The organism is Arthrobacter subterraneus, from assembly GCF_900099735.1.
Lineage (GTDB): Bacteria > Actinomycetota > Actinomycetes > Actinomycetales > Micrococcaceae > Arthrobacter_D > Arthrobacter_D subterraneus.
Map to the genome: position 1 here is coordinate 1 of NZ_FNDT01000019.1, position 14251 is coordinate 14251.

Here is a 14251-nt window from a genome sequence, read left to right on the forward strand (position 1 = left end):
CTCCTCACCGAGAGACTGTTTCGTATGACCATCGATATCAGGGCAATGCTCCACCGAGTCGTCGCGGAAGTTTTCGACGAGAGCTTCGCGGTGACGGGCTTCGGCTATAGCGACCATCCCGGTCTGCACGGTGTTGAAGTGAGAAGCAATCTCGTTGAGGGTCGCACCGCGGTCATCCGGGCCAGTTATGAGTGGTCGGACATCTTCATTCCCGAGCTGAACGTCCAGGCAAACATGTTCGACTACGACGACGTGGAGGAGGAGAAGGCGGCAGAGCTCCGAAGGCTCTGCCTCGTCATGCGTGCCTACCTTCAAGGGGAAGGCGAGATCGAAAAGCGGCGACGGCTGTTTCGCCGGGGAACGAACGCAGTTTTGAGGATCAAGGTAGACGGCCTTGAGTGGCGCCTCGGTCGGCACCACTACGTTGTGCCCAACCTATAGTTGTGCGCGTCGCTCAGGGCTTAGTCAGTGTCAACCGCAGCATGTGGTTTGAATCTCCCTCACTGGGGCAGGGGATTTCTTGTGGGGCTATGGGTGCCCACCTACGGGCTCCTTTCCGGGCTGCTGGTAGCGCGCGCAGTACGTGCCACTCCTGTGCAGCGCCTCTCAATCTGTCGGGTGAGGCCAGGGGGTACTTGAGATTCCTTCATAAGCTTCTTTGAAGGCTGGAGGGAATCCGTTGCCGATGAACCCTTCGAAGTAGTTGAAGATGCTGGGTCGGCTTGGATCCTCGAAGTGATCATCAGCCGGAGGATAGTTTCCGGTCATCACTTGGTAGTGGGACCAGTTACGAAGCCATATTTCATAGGTAAAAGTCTCAGTCTGAGCTACGGGTCCTGTAGATGCGGCAGGATCGTGTCCGATCCGCTTGGCGTTCGTCGCCCGTGCGGCATGTAGATGTTCTTCGAAGCGTGCTCTTGGTTCCGGCCTCGGGTACCAACGGTCGTAGACATCTGAGCTGCACCGTTGCATCTGCTCGTAGAGGTCAACAATGGTTTCCGGCTTCTCCGCCCGCAGCTTTCGATTCAGTAGGGCCATTTGAGGACCAGGATCACGGTTCCACAACTTGGCCTTCTTCACGAAGTCTTCAAGGTCCATCCCTCAGGGCTCCTTCGAACGTTCCACGGATCGGGGCGATGCTGTTCCCGACAAGACTAGAGCAGGCGCCGGCGTGTGCCGGTTAGCCGGCTCCACAGCTTGGGCCGCTGCTCCGGCTGTGCGGCTGGGTATCAGGCACATCAAGCTCTCGTCCCCAGGAAAGCCTGACCTTAATCTCTCGTTGGACCTGGCCGTTGACCTAAACCAGGGTTTTGGCCCGGCGTAGAACAGTGTCGTGCTGCTCGCGGTCGAAGGTATAGGTGAGGGTGGAAGGAAACAGGTATCCCTCCACGTCCGGACCGGGTTGGTGGGCCTGGAATCGCCTCCAGGTCACAGTTTCGTCCTGACGATCGATAACGGCACTGATCACGGCGCATTCGACATGCAGGCACTCCCCGATAAGGAGCGGAGTGCGGCCGGGAAATTCCTCCCACTCATCCTCACCAAGCAGAAACCGTAATGCGTCGCGACCGGCGTCCCCATAGTCATCTTTGCTTCGCTGCAGTACTGAGTAATAGAGGTCAGCTGTGAGGCGGCGCCCTTCCTTCGGCAGTGACGACCTAGCCTCCTGCAGGATGAGCGCCAAAGGTTCACCGTTGATGGACCACTGTAGTCCTCCCACCTGATGGGCGGCACGCTTCCACCGTCGGCCCACGGCGACACCGCGATCCAAAGTCAGACGAGAAAACTCTACTTCGTGAGTTTGCATGCCTTCATCGCTGCCAGGTGTTCCGCCGGTGTCTTCAATCATTCGTGGATCCGGGATAGGTTGCGACCCATTGTTGTGCGTCGAGGTTGGCGATACGGCGGTACAGGGTAGCTCTGGACATGCCGAGGTCGCGGGCGACGTGGGAGGCGGGTTGGCCTTGCTCGATGAGGCGGCGGGCATTGGCAATCTGGCTATCGCTGAAGATCGGGCGTCGGCCTCCCAGGTCCAGGCCGGCGGTGCGGCGTTTGGTGTTGGAGTCGTTGACGCGTTCGCGTTTGATCTCGAGTTCCATCTGCGCGAGGGCAGCCATGACGGTGAAGACCATCGATCCCATGGGTGTGCCGGTGTCGACGTTTCCGCCGCCAAGGTTCAGGACGCGCAGGTTCACCTTCTGAGCTCGAAGTTCATCGGCCAAGGCGAGCATGTTGGAAGTGGAGCGGCCGAGGCGATCGAGGGTGGTGACGATCAGGGTGTCACCTTCATGCAGCGCGTCGAGGGCTTTGTCGAACTGGGGTCGCCGTGCATGAGCACCGCTAACGCCGTGGTCGATGTACAGATCATCGCGGCGGACGCCGGCGGCAAGAAGGTCGACGACCTGCCGGTCGGTGTCCTGGACGCGAGTTGATACCCGCGCGTACCCGATGAGCTTGCCCATGCGGCTCCTCTATGTGGATTGGTCCCAAATTGTCTCGCAACCTACTTCTCAGTCGCGAAATGACATCCCTAGTTATGAAACAGGGTAGCAAGACATGGAGGGAGTAGCAGTGGCGGGGGTGCGGGCCTGTCTCGTCCTAGTGTGTTGCAACCCTAGGGTTTCAACACACCAGAGGCTTCCCGCCAGCCCTAAACTCTAGTCATGGCGTCAGACCAGGAAATAAAGGAGCATGCGGCGTTCTGCAGGTGGAGCGTGGAGATGGGCCTACTTGCCGTAACCATCGCCGTAACGTTGGGTGCTGCCATCACTCAACTTTCCTCATTGAACTCTGGCTTGGATAGCAGCGCTGCCGCGGCGGTTTATAGCCAGCAGCAAGAAATCGACGAAATTTTCGTCGAGCGACCGGAATACCTGACTTATTTTGAAGAGGGTACGCCTCCTCCCTCGAGTGGGGACGAAGCATCTCGAGTCCGTGCCATTTCGTATCGCCTTCTGGATCACTTTGAGCATGTGCGATACCAGATCGATGCGGGGCTTTTTGAGGAAACTGAAACCACATGGAATGAGTACTTCGGAAGTAGTTTTGAGGACTCACCGGCGCTGTGTGCTGCCCTAGTCGAAGCGATTAAGGAGTACGACGGGACCGGTGGGGATACGTTATGGGCTGAGCATGCCAAGGAACCCTGTGGCGCCTATGGTATTCACGCGGACTAGAGGTTGAGCGGTGCGGAAGAGGACGCATTGGGGCCCATTAGTGCTCCACTAAAAAGGTTCGCAGGTATAGGCTCATCGCGAGGCGATAGGAGCGAGATGCAACCTGATGATTCGGAGGTCCAGCATTTGCTGGTCACCATTGCGAAGTACGACAAACAGGGAAAGCCCATCTCCCCGGACTCTTATAGCTCTGGTGGAGCTCGTAACGCTGACGGTACCCTCATAGCCCAATACGACAACCCGCAGCTTGTGGAGGTCGCCAATGGGTCTGATTTCGAGAGCGAGTTCGACGCGCAGGAGCGTCGTAGAAACGACGCCCGACGCAGACGGGAAGAAGAGGATGCAGAGCGTCGACGCCAGGATCTCCAAAAACTTGCGGAGGATGCGCTGAGGTTGGCCATCAAGAAATGGGTAAAGCCTTTTGTACGGGACACAGTTCTGCCGAAGGCAACGGAGTTGATGGAGACCAAGATGCTGCCTAAGGGCAAACGACTCGCGCAGCGCTTGTTCCGGCCGGAGGAGACTCAGAATGGGGGCCAGCGCCACCGGGGTGACAAGCCCGAGGATGCGACCGACACCGTCACCCGGTCGACAGCTTCACCCCTCAACGCAAATCCTGCCTTCGACCAGCCAAGTTCTGGAATGGGCGGTGTTGATTCGCCAGACGCAGATGTGATCCGGATGAGCGAATATAAAAACCGTCGGTCTGCCTAAGGGCTGAACTCGGCTAATTAGCACCCAGCTTGAACAATGCGTACTCAACGACATGGCGAGGGCTGGTTGGGCACCAGCGAGCGTTGACCTCGGCAGCTACATCGAGGTATCTCGCGTAGGCGGTGAATGGCCGTCGATTGGTCGTACTTGCCCATCCCAGTGCGTTGGACACTCGGTCGTCAAAAATGAGCGGTGCGCGCAGTCCTTCTCGGTTGGGATCGTCGTATGCGGCGAAGTAGAGCCATTTCGTGAAGAAGGCCGGCCCGAAGCCCTTGATGCGGTCCTCGCTGGGCGAGTTGAGGTGGTGGTACGCCTTAACTGGGTCGAGTGTTCGAGCCTTATGGAGTGAGCGCTGGAGTGCGTCGAGTGCACCCTCCTCATGGAGGGGCTTAGTCACTCTGGCAACCCTTTGTGCTTTGGTTCCTGTTCCCCAGGCGCAAACTGCCACGTACAGGTTGAGTATCGACTCAGCGGATGACACCTCATTGGCCAGGGCGAAGAGGTCCGAGCGGCTGACATGCTGCCTCTCCGGACCTTTGAGGGCCGTGGGGATTGGTAGAGCTACTGGCCATCGATCGGTCCAGTGGCGAGTGAGGTAGTCGAATCCTTGAGACCGAATCCGTTCGTCGGCAGGAGGGCCTTCCGGGAAAAATGCCTCTAGATCTTGGCAGATTTCTTCAACAGTTTTGCTCAAGCTCGGCCCCTCACCTATTAGTTCGAACGAACACTGCAAACGGTACCTGCTGTGAGGGCCCGCGACTCACGTGGTCGCTACCTTTCCTAGTGTATGTCCTACGTTAATGTCATACTGTCGTATACGCATGACAGTCATGCGTTCCAGATAGGAAAGAGGACCAAGTGGCAACAGTGACCATTCGGCTTGACGACGAACTTCGTGACCGCATCGCAGAGGAAGCAGAGCTACGCGGCGTCACGATGAGCAACTACATCCGGGACGCGTTGGAGAACCACATACGGTTCGAACAAACAGATCAGTTGGAAAGCGGACGACCGGGGAGCAGGGAGGGGGACATCGATCTCTCACCGTTCCAACGCCGGCTTCTCGTGCAGCTGCACCGAGCCATCCTGGCAGCGAAGGGAGACCTCAGCGCTGAGTACTACGACGCCGCGGAGGAGGCTAGGGGTGTGGAGCTACTTGAGCACGGATTTACCGGGGAATACTCCGAAGAGTTCGCAGGTATAAACCCGCCAATGTCTCAATCGGAGTGTGAACTGGTGTGGGACATCTTCGATATGTTCCGCGTTATTGGCTCGAGCGTGAGCGCGCTGGGCAAGGACGGTTGGACTCAGCTTGGTGTAGATGAACGCTACGGAAGCTTCCGCGGCTTCGATGGTAATCATTCTCTTGAGAATCGTCTGCTTTCCTACGCGAAGTACCTCGTGCGGAATGATCGGTGGGAGGAGCAGGCCAATGTTTTCGAAGGCCATGGGGGAGGAAATTCCCACACACAGATGGTTCCGACCTATCGGGCGATGCTCCGCGTCTTCAAGCCGATATGGAGCCTGACCGTGAGGAGCGGTTCACGGTGGCACCTCTCCGTTGACGAGCTCCGGCAGGTTCTAGAAGCCGCTCCTGGTGCGCGTGACTAGGCGACGGGCCCTTGAGACTGTCGACGGGAGCAGAGGTGTCTGATCTGCCGCTGGATGCTGGGTACGGTGGGAGAAGAGTTTTCACCGGCACCAGGGGGACGTCCGATGGCGCGATCGCGCAAGCGCAACCAGATTGATGGTCAGGCAAGTCTCGATGCATTTCTTTTCGCCCCACCAGAGGAGGTTCGTGATGAACAAGTACGGCAAGTTCGCGCAGGAGACGTGGAAGATGACCGCGCCGTCGCAGTACGCACTGATCCCGGACCCGGAGGAGTTCTTCCGGAGCCTGGGCGAGGAAGCGATGCAGAGGGTGGGGGAGCTGCAGTACGAGCTGGCGGGCCCGGATCCGAAGGGCGAGAGCTACCTGGAGAAGGTGGGCCGGCTGAACGCGTCGAGGATGCAGGCCGAGGAGATCGTCAGGGCCGAGATGTTGACCCCGGACGTGATGGAGACCGAGGGCGACGAGACGGACGAGGAAACGGGGATGTCAGCGACCCACGAGTACCTGCAGACGGTGGAACAACTGCGCCGAGAGTTGGCGGAGGGGACAGCGATCGAGGAAGCGGAGTACCAGAAGAAGGTGGACAACAGCTAGATGACACTGCTCGTCCGGAACGTGTTTCCCGGTTCATTCCTGCACGGCAGGATGATCTAGCCCCCTCTGGCGCCAGGGCCCGCTTCCAAGCGAATGTTGCTGCGCTGCGCGTACTGCGTGAGCTGCTGGAACAGGACCGGATCGCGAAAGCCGCTGAGCGAAAGGTGTTGGCCCGGTGGGGAAGCTGGGGTGCATCCGGTGTTGCGGAGGTATTCGATGAAAGCCGAAGTGAGTACGAAGCCGACCGCGCCGAGTTACGCGAGCTGCTGACCGAGGACGAGTACCGGGCGGCGAACCGCACCGTCATCAACGCCCACTACACGGACCCTGCCCTTGCTGCCGAAATTTGGCGGACTCTGGACACTCTCGGCTTCGACGGGGGACGGGTCCTGGAACCGGGATCCGGTGCTGGAACCTTCATTGGCCTGGCGCCCGAGAATGCTGCCATGACCGGTGTGGAGCTGGATCCGATCACGGCCGGCATCTCCCAGGCCCTGTACCCGGACGCGGACATCCGGGCCGAGTCTTTCGCTGATACCCGCCTGCCGGCCGGTTACTTCGACGCTGCCGTGGGTAATGTGCCGTTCGCCAAGACCAGGCTGCACGACCCGCGCCATAACGCGGGTAACCACTCGATGCACAACCACTTCATCATCAAGTCACTGGACCTCACACGTCCGGGAGGCGTCGTCGGTGTCATTTCCTCAGCGTTCACCCTCGATGCGCAGAATCCTGCTGCCCGCCGCGAAATCTACGAAACGGCGGACCTGCTCGGAGCCGTCCGGCTCCCCACCGGGGCGCACCGCCGCGCTGCCGGCACCGATGCCCTCACCGACGTGCTGATCTTCCGCAAGCGTCTTCCAGGTGAGGAGCCGCTCAACCCGCAGTGGCTGGAATCGCGCGCCCTCCCCGTTGAAGATGGTGCTGGTCAGGACCTGGCCCGTATGAACGCCTACTTCATTGACAATCCAGGACGCGTGCTGGGTGAGCCGGTCGTGGGTAATGGCATGTACGGCTCGGCGACTCTCACCGTCCGCAACGAGGACCTGCGATCGGTGCCAGAACAGTTGCACCAACAGTTGCAGGACATTGCCCGCGCCGCCGTCGACGTTGGCAGGGGAGTGGCCGAGCGTCAGCCCGGCCAGGTCATTGAATCAGCCGCGATCGTGCCGGCCGGCAGCGAGTTGCAGGTCGGGCACATCACCGCGGAGGCAGACGGGACGTTCGCCCAGGTCGGCCTCGACGGCGCGCTGGCTCCGCTCAGTGTTCCCAGGACACAGCAGGCAGAGCTGCGCTCACTGCTTAGCTTGCGGGACCTTGCCCGGTCAGTGCTCTCCCTCGAGGCGGGCAACGTCGAAGACACCGCCGAACTGGACGCCGCACGCGAACAGCTGCGCAATACCTACCGCACCTATTCGGATACCTACGGTCCCATCAACCGGTTCACGGAGCGGCGGACCGGGCGGACCAACGACGCCGGCGAAGACATCATGGCCCGGGTGACACCGAAAGCGGTGGCACTGCTGCGCAATGACCCGTTCGGGCCGCTGGTCCCTGCGCTGGAGAACTTCGACGAGGCCAGCCAGACAGCATCTCCGGCAGCCCTGCAGCGCGAACGTCAGGTGCAGCCCCGCCAGCCGGTGCGCGGCGTGGACACGCCTGCCGAAGCCCTGGCTGTCACCCTCGACACCACGGGGGAAGTCGACCTGTCCCAGGTGGCACTTTTGCTGGGCATCGAGGAAGACGCCGCGAGGGACGCGCTCGGAGACCTTGTGTATGAAGTGCCGGGCGGGGACGGGGCGCTGGAAACACGCGCCGAGTATCTGAGCGGGAACATTCGCGAGAAGATCGACGCGGCGCAGGAAGCGGCAGCCGAAGACCCCCGGTTTGAACGGAACATCGCTGATTTGCAGGCCGTCCTGCCACTGCCGTTGGGCGCGCATGAAATCGAGGCCCGCATCGGGTCGATCTGGATTTCCCCCGAGATCCATGAGGAGTTCCTGCGGAGCATCCTCCGCGACCAGCAGGCCCGCGTGGACAGGGTCAGCGGTGCCAACTGGGACGTGCAGGCGAACCGGCACAGCTTCATGGCCCGTAACGACTGGGGGACCGGGCGCATGTCGGCCGGTGAAATCTTCAAGAACCTGCTGGAGCAGAAGCGGGTCCAGGTCACCGACCCCGACCCCGACAACCCCGAAAGCTCCCGGCGGATCATCAACCCGACCGAGACAACGGCGGCGCAGGAAAAAGCGGAGCTGATGCAGGACCGCTTCAGCGAGTGGGTATGGGAGGACCCGGAACGCGCCGTCGCCCTGACGGATGAGTACAACCGCCGGTTCAACTCCCTGGTGCTGCGCGATTACACGGTGGAAGGGGAGCGCCTCACGTTCCCCGGGCTGGTCAAAGACTGGACTCCACGTCCGCACCAACGCGCCGCCGTGGCACGGATGATCTCCGAACCGTCCGTGGGTCTCTTCCACGAGGTTGGTGCCGGCAAGACCGCCGAAATGGTGATGGGTTCGATGGAGCTGCGCCGGCTCGGTATGGCCCGCAAGCCCGCGGTGGTGGTTCCGAATCACATGCTCGATCAGTTCGCCCGCGAGTGGCTGCAGATTTACCCGCAGGCGCAGATCCTCGCTGCGTCGTCGGCGGATCTGGCAGGGGATAAGCGCCGCCACTTCGTCGCTCGTGCGGCCGCGAACGACTGGGATGCGATCATCATGACCCGCACCGCCTTCGAGCGAGTGTCACTGTCCCCCGAAGCAGAGGACCGGTATGTGGCGCGTCAGGAGGAGAGGATGCGGGCCGAGCTGCGCGCCGCCAGCGAACGTGCCGCGGAGCAGGGCCGGCCGAGCCTGACCGTTAAACGCATAGAAGCGAGCTTGCAAGCCGCCGCTGAGAAGCGGAAAGCGAAGATGGACCGTGAAACCGATCCTGGCATCACGTTCGAACAGACCGGCATCGACTACCTCATCGTGGATGAGCTGCACGACTTCAAGAACCTCGCTACAGCGTCCAACATTCGCGATGCAGCCATTGACGGATCCAAACGTGCCTCCGATCTCCACGCCAAGGTTGAGTACCTGAGGGAAACCCATGGGGACCGGGTCATCACCGGCGCGACGGCCACGCCGATCGCCAACAGCGTGACCGAGATGTACGTGATGCAGCGCTACCTGCGCCCAGACCTGCTGGAAAAGGCCGGCATCAACGACTTCGACACCTGGGCAGCGACGTTCGGTCAGGTAGTCACCGAAATGGAGATGACCGTCGCCGGCGGGGACACCTTCAAAATGAAGGAACGCTTCGCGAAGTTCCAGAACGTACCCGAGCTGCTGAAGATGTTCCACACCTTCGCGGACGTGAAAACCGCCGAGGACCTGCAACTTCCAGTGCCTGACCTCGCGCAACGCGAAGACGGGCAGCGCCTGCCACGCATGGTCACCGTCGAACCATCCGCGGAGCTGCAGGAGTACATCGCCGACATCGGTGAACGGGCTGAGCGGATCCAACAGCGCCTGGTCGACCCAACCGAGGACAACATGTTGAAGATTTCCAGCGACGGTCGGAAGGCCGCACTGGACATGCGACTTGTCGACCCGGAGCTTGGGTCCCTCGTTAGTGAAACGAAGATCAGTGCCACCGCTGACCTGATCGCCCGCGTGTACGAGGACACGAAGGATCTCACCTTCAACGATCCGAAGACGGGAGACCCGCATCCGACACCGGGCGCCCTGCAGATCGTGTTCTGCGACCTGGGCACACCATCGGATACGTGGAACGTGTACGAGCAGCTGCGCGAAGACCTCGTACAACGCGGTGTTCCGCGGCAGAAGATCCGGTTCATGCATGAGGCGAAAAATGACGCCGAGAAGGGCCGGCTCTTCGCGGCCTGCCGTACCGGTGACGTCGCCGTACTGATCGGTTCAACCCAGAAGATGGGTGTAGGTACCAACATTCAGGCCCGCGCCGTGCACCTGGTAGACCTGGATGCGCCGTGGCGGCCAGCCGATGTGTCCCAGCGGCATGGCCGGATCATCCGGCAGGGCAACCAGAACCCGGAGGTCGCGATCTCTCAGGTCGTCACCAAGGGATCGTTCGACACTTACATGTGGCAGACGCTGGAACGCAAGAGCAAATTCATTGACCAGATCATGCGTGGCCGACTGGATGTCCGGGAGATCGAAGACGTTGGCGAGAACACGTTGTCCTTCGCGGAGGTCAAGGCGATTTCCAGTGGTAACCCACTAATCCTGGAGAAGTCCAAAGCGGATCAGGAGCTGTCTCGTCTGAGCCGTCTGGAGACCGCGTGGCACCGGAACCAGGCGGCCCTTACACACCGCAAGGCCAGCGCACAGAAGCGCGGCGAATCATTGGTGGCCGAGCTACCCGCACTGCGTGACGCTGCTGCACGCACGATCCCCAACTTCGGTGACGCTGCATTCCGTATGACCATCAACGGGCGCGCCTATGACAAGCGCACCGACGCCGCTGAAGCGCTGCGTGAATGGGCGAGCACCCACGCAGCGGTCCGACCGCCCATCAGCGGGTCCAGAGACCTCGGCGTCATCGGTTCCATCGGCGGGCACGACATCAGGTTCGTGCAGGGCCAGGTGAACATGGTCGATATGGGGGCGTCCCGAGTGGAGCTGCAGATTGATGGTGCCCCCGGGGTTGCGGTAGACCTTTCGCGCATCGATTCACTGGCTCCGACGGTCGGGGTGATTCAGCGTGTGGAGAACCAGGTGAAGCGCCTCCCCGACGAGGTTAAGAAGCAGGAGCAGCGCATCGAGGAAGCCCGCCAGGAGTACCGGGAAGCCGCCTCTGCCCTGCGCCAACCGTTCAAGCACGGTGAAGCTTTGGAGGTGGCGAAGTGGGAAGTCGAACGCATCACTAGGACAATGAACGGTGAGGAGAATCCCCAGCCGACGATCGATCCCGAGCTGCAAGCCATTCGCAGGAGAATGCGAACGGAGTTTCCCAAAGCGGCAGGACGTCGCACTCCTTCTTCAGGTCCTCAACCGGGGTCACCTCAGCCGCCGCGCAGGCACATTCCGCAGGAGCGCAAAAGCTGTGACACGGACAAGGAGCACTGACCGGCCGTTCGCCCTCAGGTCGCGACTTCGGATGAGGGCGAACCGTTGGCATCCAGCAGCGGGGTGACGCCGGCGGGTGTGAACCCGCTAGTTGGACTCGTTTGACGACGCCTGCGAATTCTCCGACGACGTAGGTGCGGACTGACTGGAGCGTCGACTACGGCGCTTTGCTGGGGCACTGTTGTCGAGTCCGAGCTTTTTTAGTTCGTCCTCACTCCAGCCTTCCTTGGTGGCGCGCACGTAAGCCTTCTTGTCTTCACGTTCGGCCTCGGCCAACTGTTCACGTAGCTCGTTTACTCGTTGTCGGGCAATCACGAGTTCGGACACTACGTCGATGCGCGAGTTGAGAATTTCACGTGCCTGGGACTTGGTCGCTTCAAGATCAATGGTTGCCATGTTTCAACAGTAGTAGGAGCCACCCTCGAACGGCATAGCTGCTCCTAGCTGGCACACATTGCACTACCCAGATGGACAGGGAAATCGTGCAGATGCGCGTTCCTCGGATCGTGGAACCAGTCGTCGACATCGCCGATGTCGTAGCGGATCAGTCGGGTCGAGGGGCGGTAGTAAATGGGACCGATCCCGAGCCGCCTCCATCGCGCCAGTTCGGCCACTGGTACGCCATACTTCCGCTCCACGTAGAGCGCTGTCACGAGAATCATTGAGGCACGTCCCTTTCTTTGTCCCTGCCACCGTTCCTTTCGGCAACGCCGTCATCACTTGGCCGCGAAGTGAATTGGCATGTTGGAGTCGGGGGATCGTGGAATACCGGAGGGAGCGAAGCGAGTGAGGATATGCCGCGAAAGCCGCCGGCGGAGACTTGTCAAGAGAAGGGCGGACAGTACCGTCAACAGCCGAAACGGAACGGCGCAGCCGTCCATCAAACACCGGACGCGAAGCGTCTCTCCAGGGGCTCGAATCTCGACCCCGCACCAGAGCGCAGGAACTAAGGACGTTGCCTCCGGCGGAGCAAGCTATACATTTATGTGCCATAAATGTAGGAGAATCCTCGACAGGGCGTCTCGGATCGGTCACACTAGTGTGAAGCCCCGACGTTTCGGGGGCGCTGCGCTGGGCATGGGGAAAGGCGAGGGAGACGTGACGGATGAGAAGGGTCCTTCCCGTCGTTTTGGGCGTCGTCGGCGCGCGAACATTCCCGGTCAGACACAGTATGTGCGCGTTTCGATGTCCGAGATGGAGCGGGCGCGACTCCTCGTCTTGGAGGAGCAGACGAACCGTACCGCCTCGGAGATTCTGGTGAGTGCTGCGTTGTACGCGGAGAATTCAGATTCGTTGGCGGAACGACGTGCGTTGGCGGTTGATCTGATGCAGGCGCGCCGGTTGCTTGCGTCAGTCTCTAACAACGTGAACCAGATCGCCCGGCACGCCAACGCAGGGGATGAGTTTCCCCAGGACGCCGCAGTAGCTGTCGCCGCTGTACGACGACTTGCCGACCGAATGTACGAGGTCGTCGACGAGTTGGGCCGATAGATGATTCCCAACGTTTCACGCGGCGAACGCATGACCGGCCTGATGGTCTACCTGGCTGGACCAGGACGGGCGAATGAACATACGGAGCCGCACCTCGTTGCAGGGTCGGCACCGATCATGGCGTGGCATGACGACACCGAACTGAACCGCGATGCGGCCGTTGCGATCGGCCGGGAGCTGGATCAGGCGAAACGCGTTCTCGGCGTCGAAGTTCCCGGTGGCCACGTCTGGCACTGCTCGCTCAGCCTCAGAGCTGAAGAAGGCGATCTGTCCGACGAGCGGTGGGCGGAGATCGCCCACGACTTCATGGACGAAATGGGATTCACCGAGGCGAGCGGGAAGGCTCCAGCGTCGTGGGTCGCTGTGCGCCATGGCCACAGCAAAGCAGGCAATGATCACATCCATATAGCTGCGTCCATGGTGCGTGAGGACGGCACGAAGTGGAGCCCCCATAACGACTTCCGAAAGTCCCAACAGGCCTGCCGGGGCTTGGAGAAGAAGTACGGGTTGGAAGAGCTCTCCAACGTGTACGCCTCCAAGGGAATCAAACCAGGCGAGCGGGAAGCATCGGCCCGCCGGGGGTTCCCAGAACCGGAACGCCACTCGTTGGCGAGGAAGGTCCGCAGCTGCGCGACAGCGTCAAAGGACGAAGCCGAGTTCGTCCGCAGAATGCGCCGGACCGGTGCCCTGATTCGGCCGCGGTTCGCTGCCGGCCGCGATGATGTCATCACCGGTTACCGGGTTGCAGAGAGACCGGTGAACGGACAACGCCCGGTCTGGTACAGCGGCACCCGCCTAGCCAGCGATCTGACGTTGCCGAAGCTGCGCAGTCGCTGGGAAGACAGCCCACAAGCAGCTACCGAAGCGGTCCAGGAATGGGCAGCGGCTCACCGTGGCCGGCGTGTGGTCAATGCGGGCCGTGAGTTAAGCGATCCTGACCCACAGATGTGGCAGCGGTACAGTGATGAGCTCTCCGAACTGAACAAGTCACTGGCCTCAGTGCCCATCGATGACCATGCGACCTGGGCTCACGTTGCCCGCGAGACATCAGGTGCGTTCGCGGCGTGGTCGAACAGTGTCGAAGCCGCCCCGGGGCCGCTGGCGGCGACGGCGGATCGTCTCTCAAAGACAGCCCAGCTGCGCCGGTACCCGGTCCAGCCACAGCGCGCTATGGGCCCGTCAGCCATGGGCGCGGCGAAGATCCTGCTAACGGCAACAAGCAAAAACCAAGGCGCGGCGCAGGCATTGATGCTGGTGCAGCTGGCGAACCTCGCGAAGTCAATCCACGACATGCATAAGGCGGCCGGGGACGTCCGTGCGGCACAGCAGATCAACACCGTCGTGAGAGAGCGTCTGGCGACCGTGGCAGGTCTCCTCAACCAGAAGCCCACGACGAACGTACAGAGCCCGGCTGTGGACGAGGAAACTGCCGCAGCACTGGCTCTGGCCGGACGTGACCACGGCGCGCCACGCACTGGCGGGTCAGTTCTTCCTCCCAAAATCGAGCCGGCCCGGAAACCGACCACGACACAACAGACGACCGACCGCGGCACCGAACGCTAACCAGA

Annotated in this window: 14 protein-coding genes; 8 read left to right on the plus strand and 6 right to left on the minus strand. The window is 61.1% G+C overall.

Features of this window, described 5'->3' with window-relative positions:
• On the plus strand, positions 1–441 hold a 441-nt coding region (locus BLS52_RS15115; RefSeq protein WP_217636771.1), incomplete at its 5' end, for a hypothetical protein.
• Between the two features lie 165 nt (positions 442–606).
• On the opposite strand, the gene BLS52_RS15120 is transcribed toward BLS52_RS15115, so the two are convergent.
• From BLS52_RS15120 to BLS52_RS15130, 3 genes are all read right to left on the minus strand, one after another.
• Complete coding sequence (locus BLS52_RS15120) at positions 607–1098, minus strand: hypothetical protein (RefSeq protein WP_090587813.1); 492 nt, start codon at positions 1096–1098, stop codon at positions 607–609.
• Positions 1099–1297: 199 nt separating this feature from the next.
• On the minus strand, positions 1298–1849 hold the full coding sequence (locus BLS52_RS15125) for a hypothetical protein (protein WP_139186283.1): 552 nt from the start codon (positions 1847–1849) through the stop codon (positions 1298–1300).
• A complete protein-coding gene (locus BLS52_RS15130; protein WP_090587817.1) occupies positions 1842–2462 on the minus strand; it encodes a recombinase family protein in 621 nt (206 codons plus the stop codon). Before BLS52_RS15130 ends, BLS52_RS15125 begins: the two co-directional genes overlap by 8 nt.
• 201 nt (positions 2463–2663) lie before the next feature.
• Between BLS52_RS15130 and BLS52_RS15135 the strand changes: the two genes are divergently transcribed.
• Together BLS52_RS15135 and BLS52_RS15140 are read left to right on the plus strand one after the other, a co-directional pair.
• Positions 2664–3176 carry a hypothetical protein gene (locus BLS52_RS15135; protein ID WP_090587818.1) on the plus strand — a complete coding sequence of 171 codons (513 nt, stop codon included), beginning with the start codon at positions 2664–2666 and terminating at the stop codon, positions 3174–3176.
• Positions 3177–3272: 96 nt separating this feature from the next.
• Entirely contained in the window at positions 3273–3890 is a 618-nt protein-coding gene (locus BLS52_RS15140) for a hypothetical protein (RefSeq protein WP_090587820.1), read from the plus strand.
• Positions 3891–3903: 13 nt separating this feature from the next.
• Here BLS52_RS15140 and BLS52_RS19055 read toward each other — a convergent pair whose 3' ends face one another.
• Positions 3904–4623 carry an 8-oxoguanine DNA glycosylase OGG fold protein gene (locus tag BLS52_RS19055; RefSeq protein ID WP_342707463.1) on the minus strand — a complete coding sequence of 240 codons (720 nt, stop codon included), beginning with the start codon at positions 4621–4623 and terminating at the stop codon, positions 3904–3906.
• 125 nt (positions 4624–4748) lie between these two features.
• On the opposite strand from BLS52_RS19055, the gene BLS52_RS15150 reads away from it, so the two are divergent.
• The 3 genes from BLS52_RS15150 to BLS52_RS15160 all read left to right on the plus strand — a co-directional run bounded on the left by BLS52_RS15150 (position 4749) and on the right by BLS52_RS15160 (position 11192).
• Positions 4749–5501: a YfbU family protein gene (locus BLS52_RS15150; RefSeq protein ID WP_090587823.1), complete on the plus strand. Its 753-nt coding sequence runs from the start codon at positions 4749–4751 to the stop codon at positions 5499–5501.
• Between the two features lie 190 nt (positions 5502–5691).
• The gene (locus tag BLS52_RS15155) at positions 5692–6096 is read left to right on the plus strand and encodes a TnpV protein (protein ID WP_090587871.1); all 405 of its coding nucleotides are present in this window, start codon (positions 5692–5694) and stop codon (positions 6094–6096) included.
• A gap of 164 nt (positions 6097–6260) precedes the next feature.
• Positions 6261–11192 (plus strand): helicase-related protein, encoded by a 4932-nt coding sequence (locus BLS52_RS15160; protein WP_139186284.1) that lies wholly within the window; start codon positions 6261–6263, stop codon positions 11190–11192.
• A gap of 87 nt (positions 11193–11279) precedes the next feature.
• On the opposite strand, the gene BLS52_RS15165 is transcribed toward BLS52_RS15160, so the two are convergent.
• Positions 11280–11588, minus strand: a complete 309-nt coding sequence (locus BLS52_RS15165) for a hypothetical protein (RefSeq protein WP_090587825.1) — start codon at positions 11586–11588, stop codon at positions 11280–11282.
• 44 nt (positions 11589–11632) lie between these two features.
• Positions 11633–11854, minus strand: coding sequence for a hypothetical protein (locus tag BLS52_RS15170; RefSeq protein WP_090587826.1), 222 nt, complete (start codon positions 11852–11854; stop codon positions 11633–11635).
• A 436-nt stretch (positions 11855–12290) separates the two neighbouring features.
• On the opposite strand from BLS52_RS15170, the gene mobC reads away from it, so the two are divergent.
• Positions 12291–12683, plus strand: a complete 393-nt coding sequence (mobC, locus tag BLS52_RS15175; protein WP_245702890.1) for a plasmid mobilization relaxosome protein MobC — start codon at positions 12291–12293, stop codon at positions 12681–12683.
• Entirely contained in the window at positions 12684–14246 is a 1563-nt protein-coding gene (locus BLS52_RS15180) for a relaxase/mobilization nuclease domain-containing protein (protein WP_090587829.1), read from the plus strand. It abuts the gene before it with no gap.
• Positions 14247–14251 lie beyond the last annotated feature (5 nt).

Bases quoted from the DNA above. Each gene is read 5' to 3' on its own strand.
- BLS52_RS15120 (WP_090587813.1), bottom strand. From the start codon at position 1,098: ATGGACCTTGAAGACTTCGTGAAGAAGGCCAAGTTGTGGAACCGTGAT.
- BLS52_RS15125 (WP_139186283.1), bottom strand. From the start codon at position 1,849: ATGATTGAAGACACCGGCGGAACACCTGGCAGCGATGAAGGCATGCAA.
- BLS52_RS15130 (WP_090587817.1), bottom strand. From the start codon at position 2,462: ATGGGCAAGCTCATCGGGTACGCGCGGGTATCAACTCGCGTCCAGGAC.
- BLS52_RS15135 (WP_090587818.1), top strand. From the start codon at position 2,664: ATGGCGTCAGACCAGGAAATAAAGGAGCATGCGGCGTTCTGCAGGTGG.
- BLS52_RS15140 (WP_090587820.1), top strand. From the start codon at position 3,273: ATGCAACCTGATGATTCGGAGGTCCAGCATTTGCTGGTCACCATTGCG.
- BLS52_RS15155 (WP_090587871.1), top strand. From the start codon at position 5,692: ATGAACAAGTACGGCAAGTTCGCGCAGGAGACGTGGAAGATGACCGCG.
- BLS52_RS15165 (WP_090587825.1), bottom strand. From the start codon at position 11,588: ATGGCAACCATTGATCTTGAAGCGACCAAGTCCCAGGCACGTGAAATT.
- BLS52_RS15170 (WP_090587826.1), bottom strand. From the start codon at position 11,854: ATGATTCTCGTGACAGCGCTCTACGTGGAGCGGAAGTATGGCGTACCA.
- BLS52_RS15180 (WP_090587829.1), top strand. From the start codon at position 12,684: ATGATTCCCAACGTTTCACGCGGCGAACGCATGACCGGCCTGATGGTC.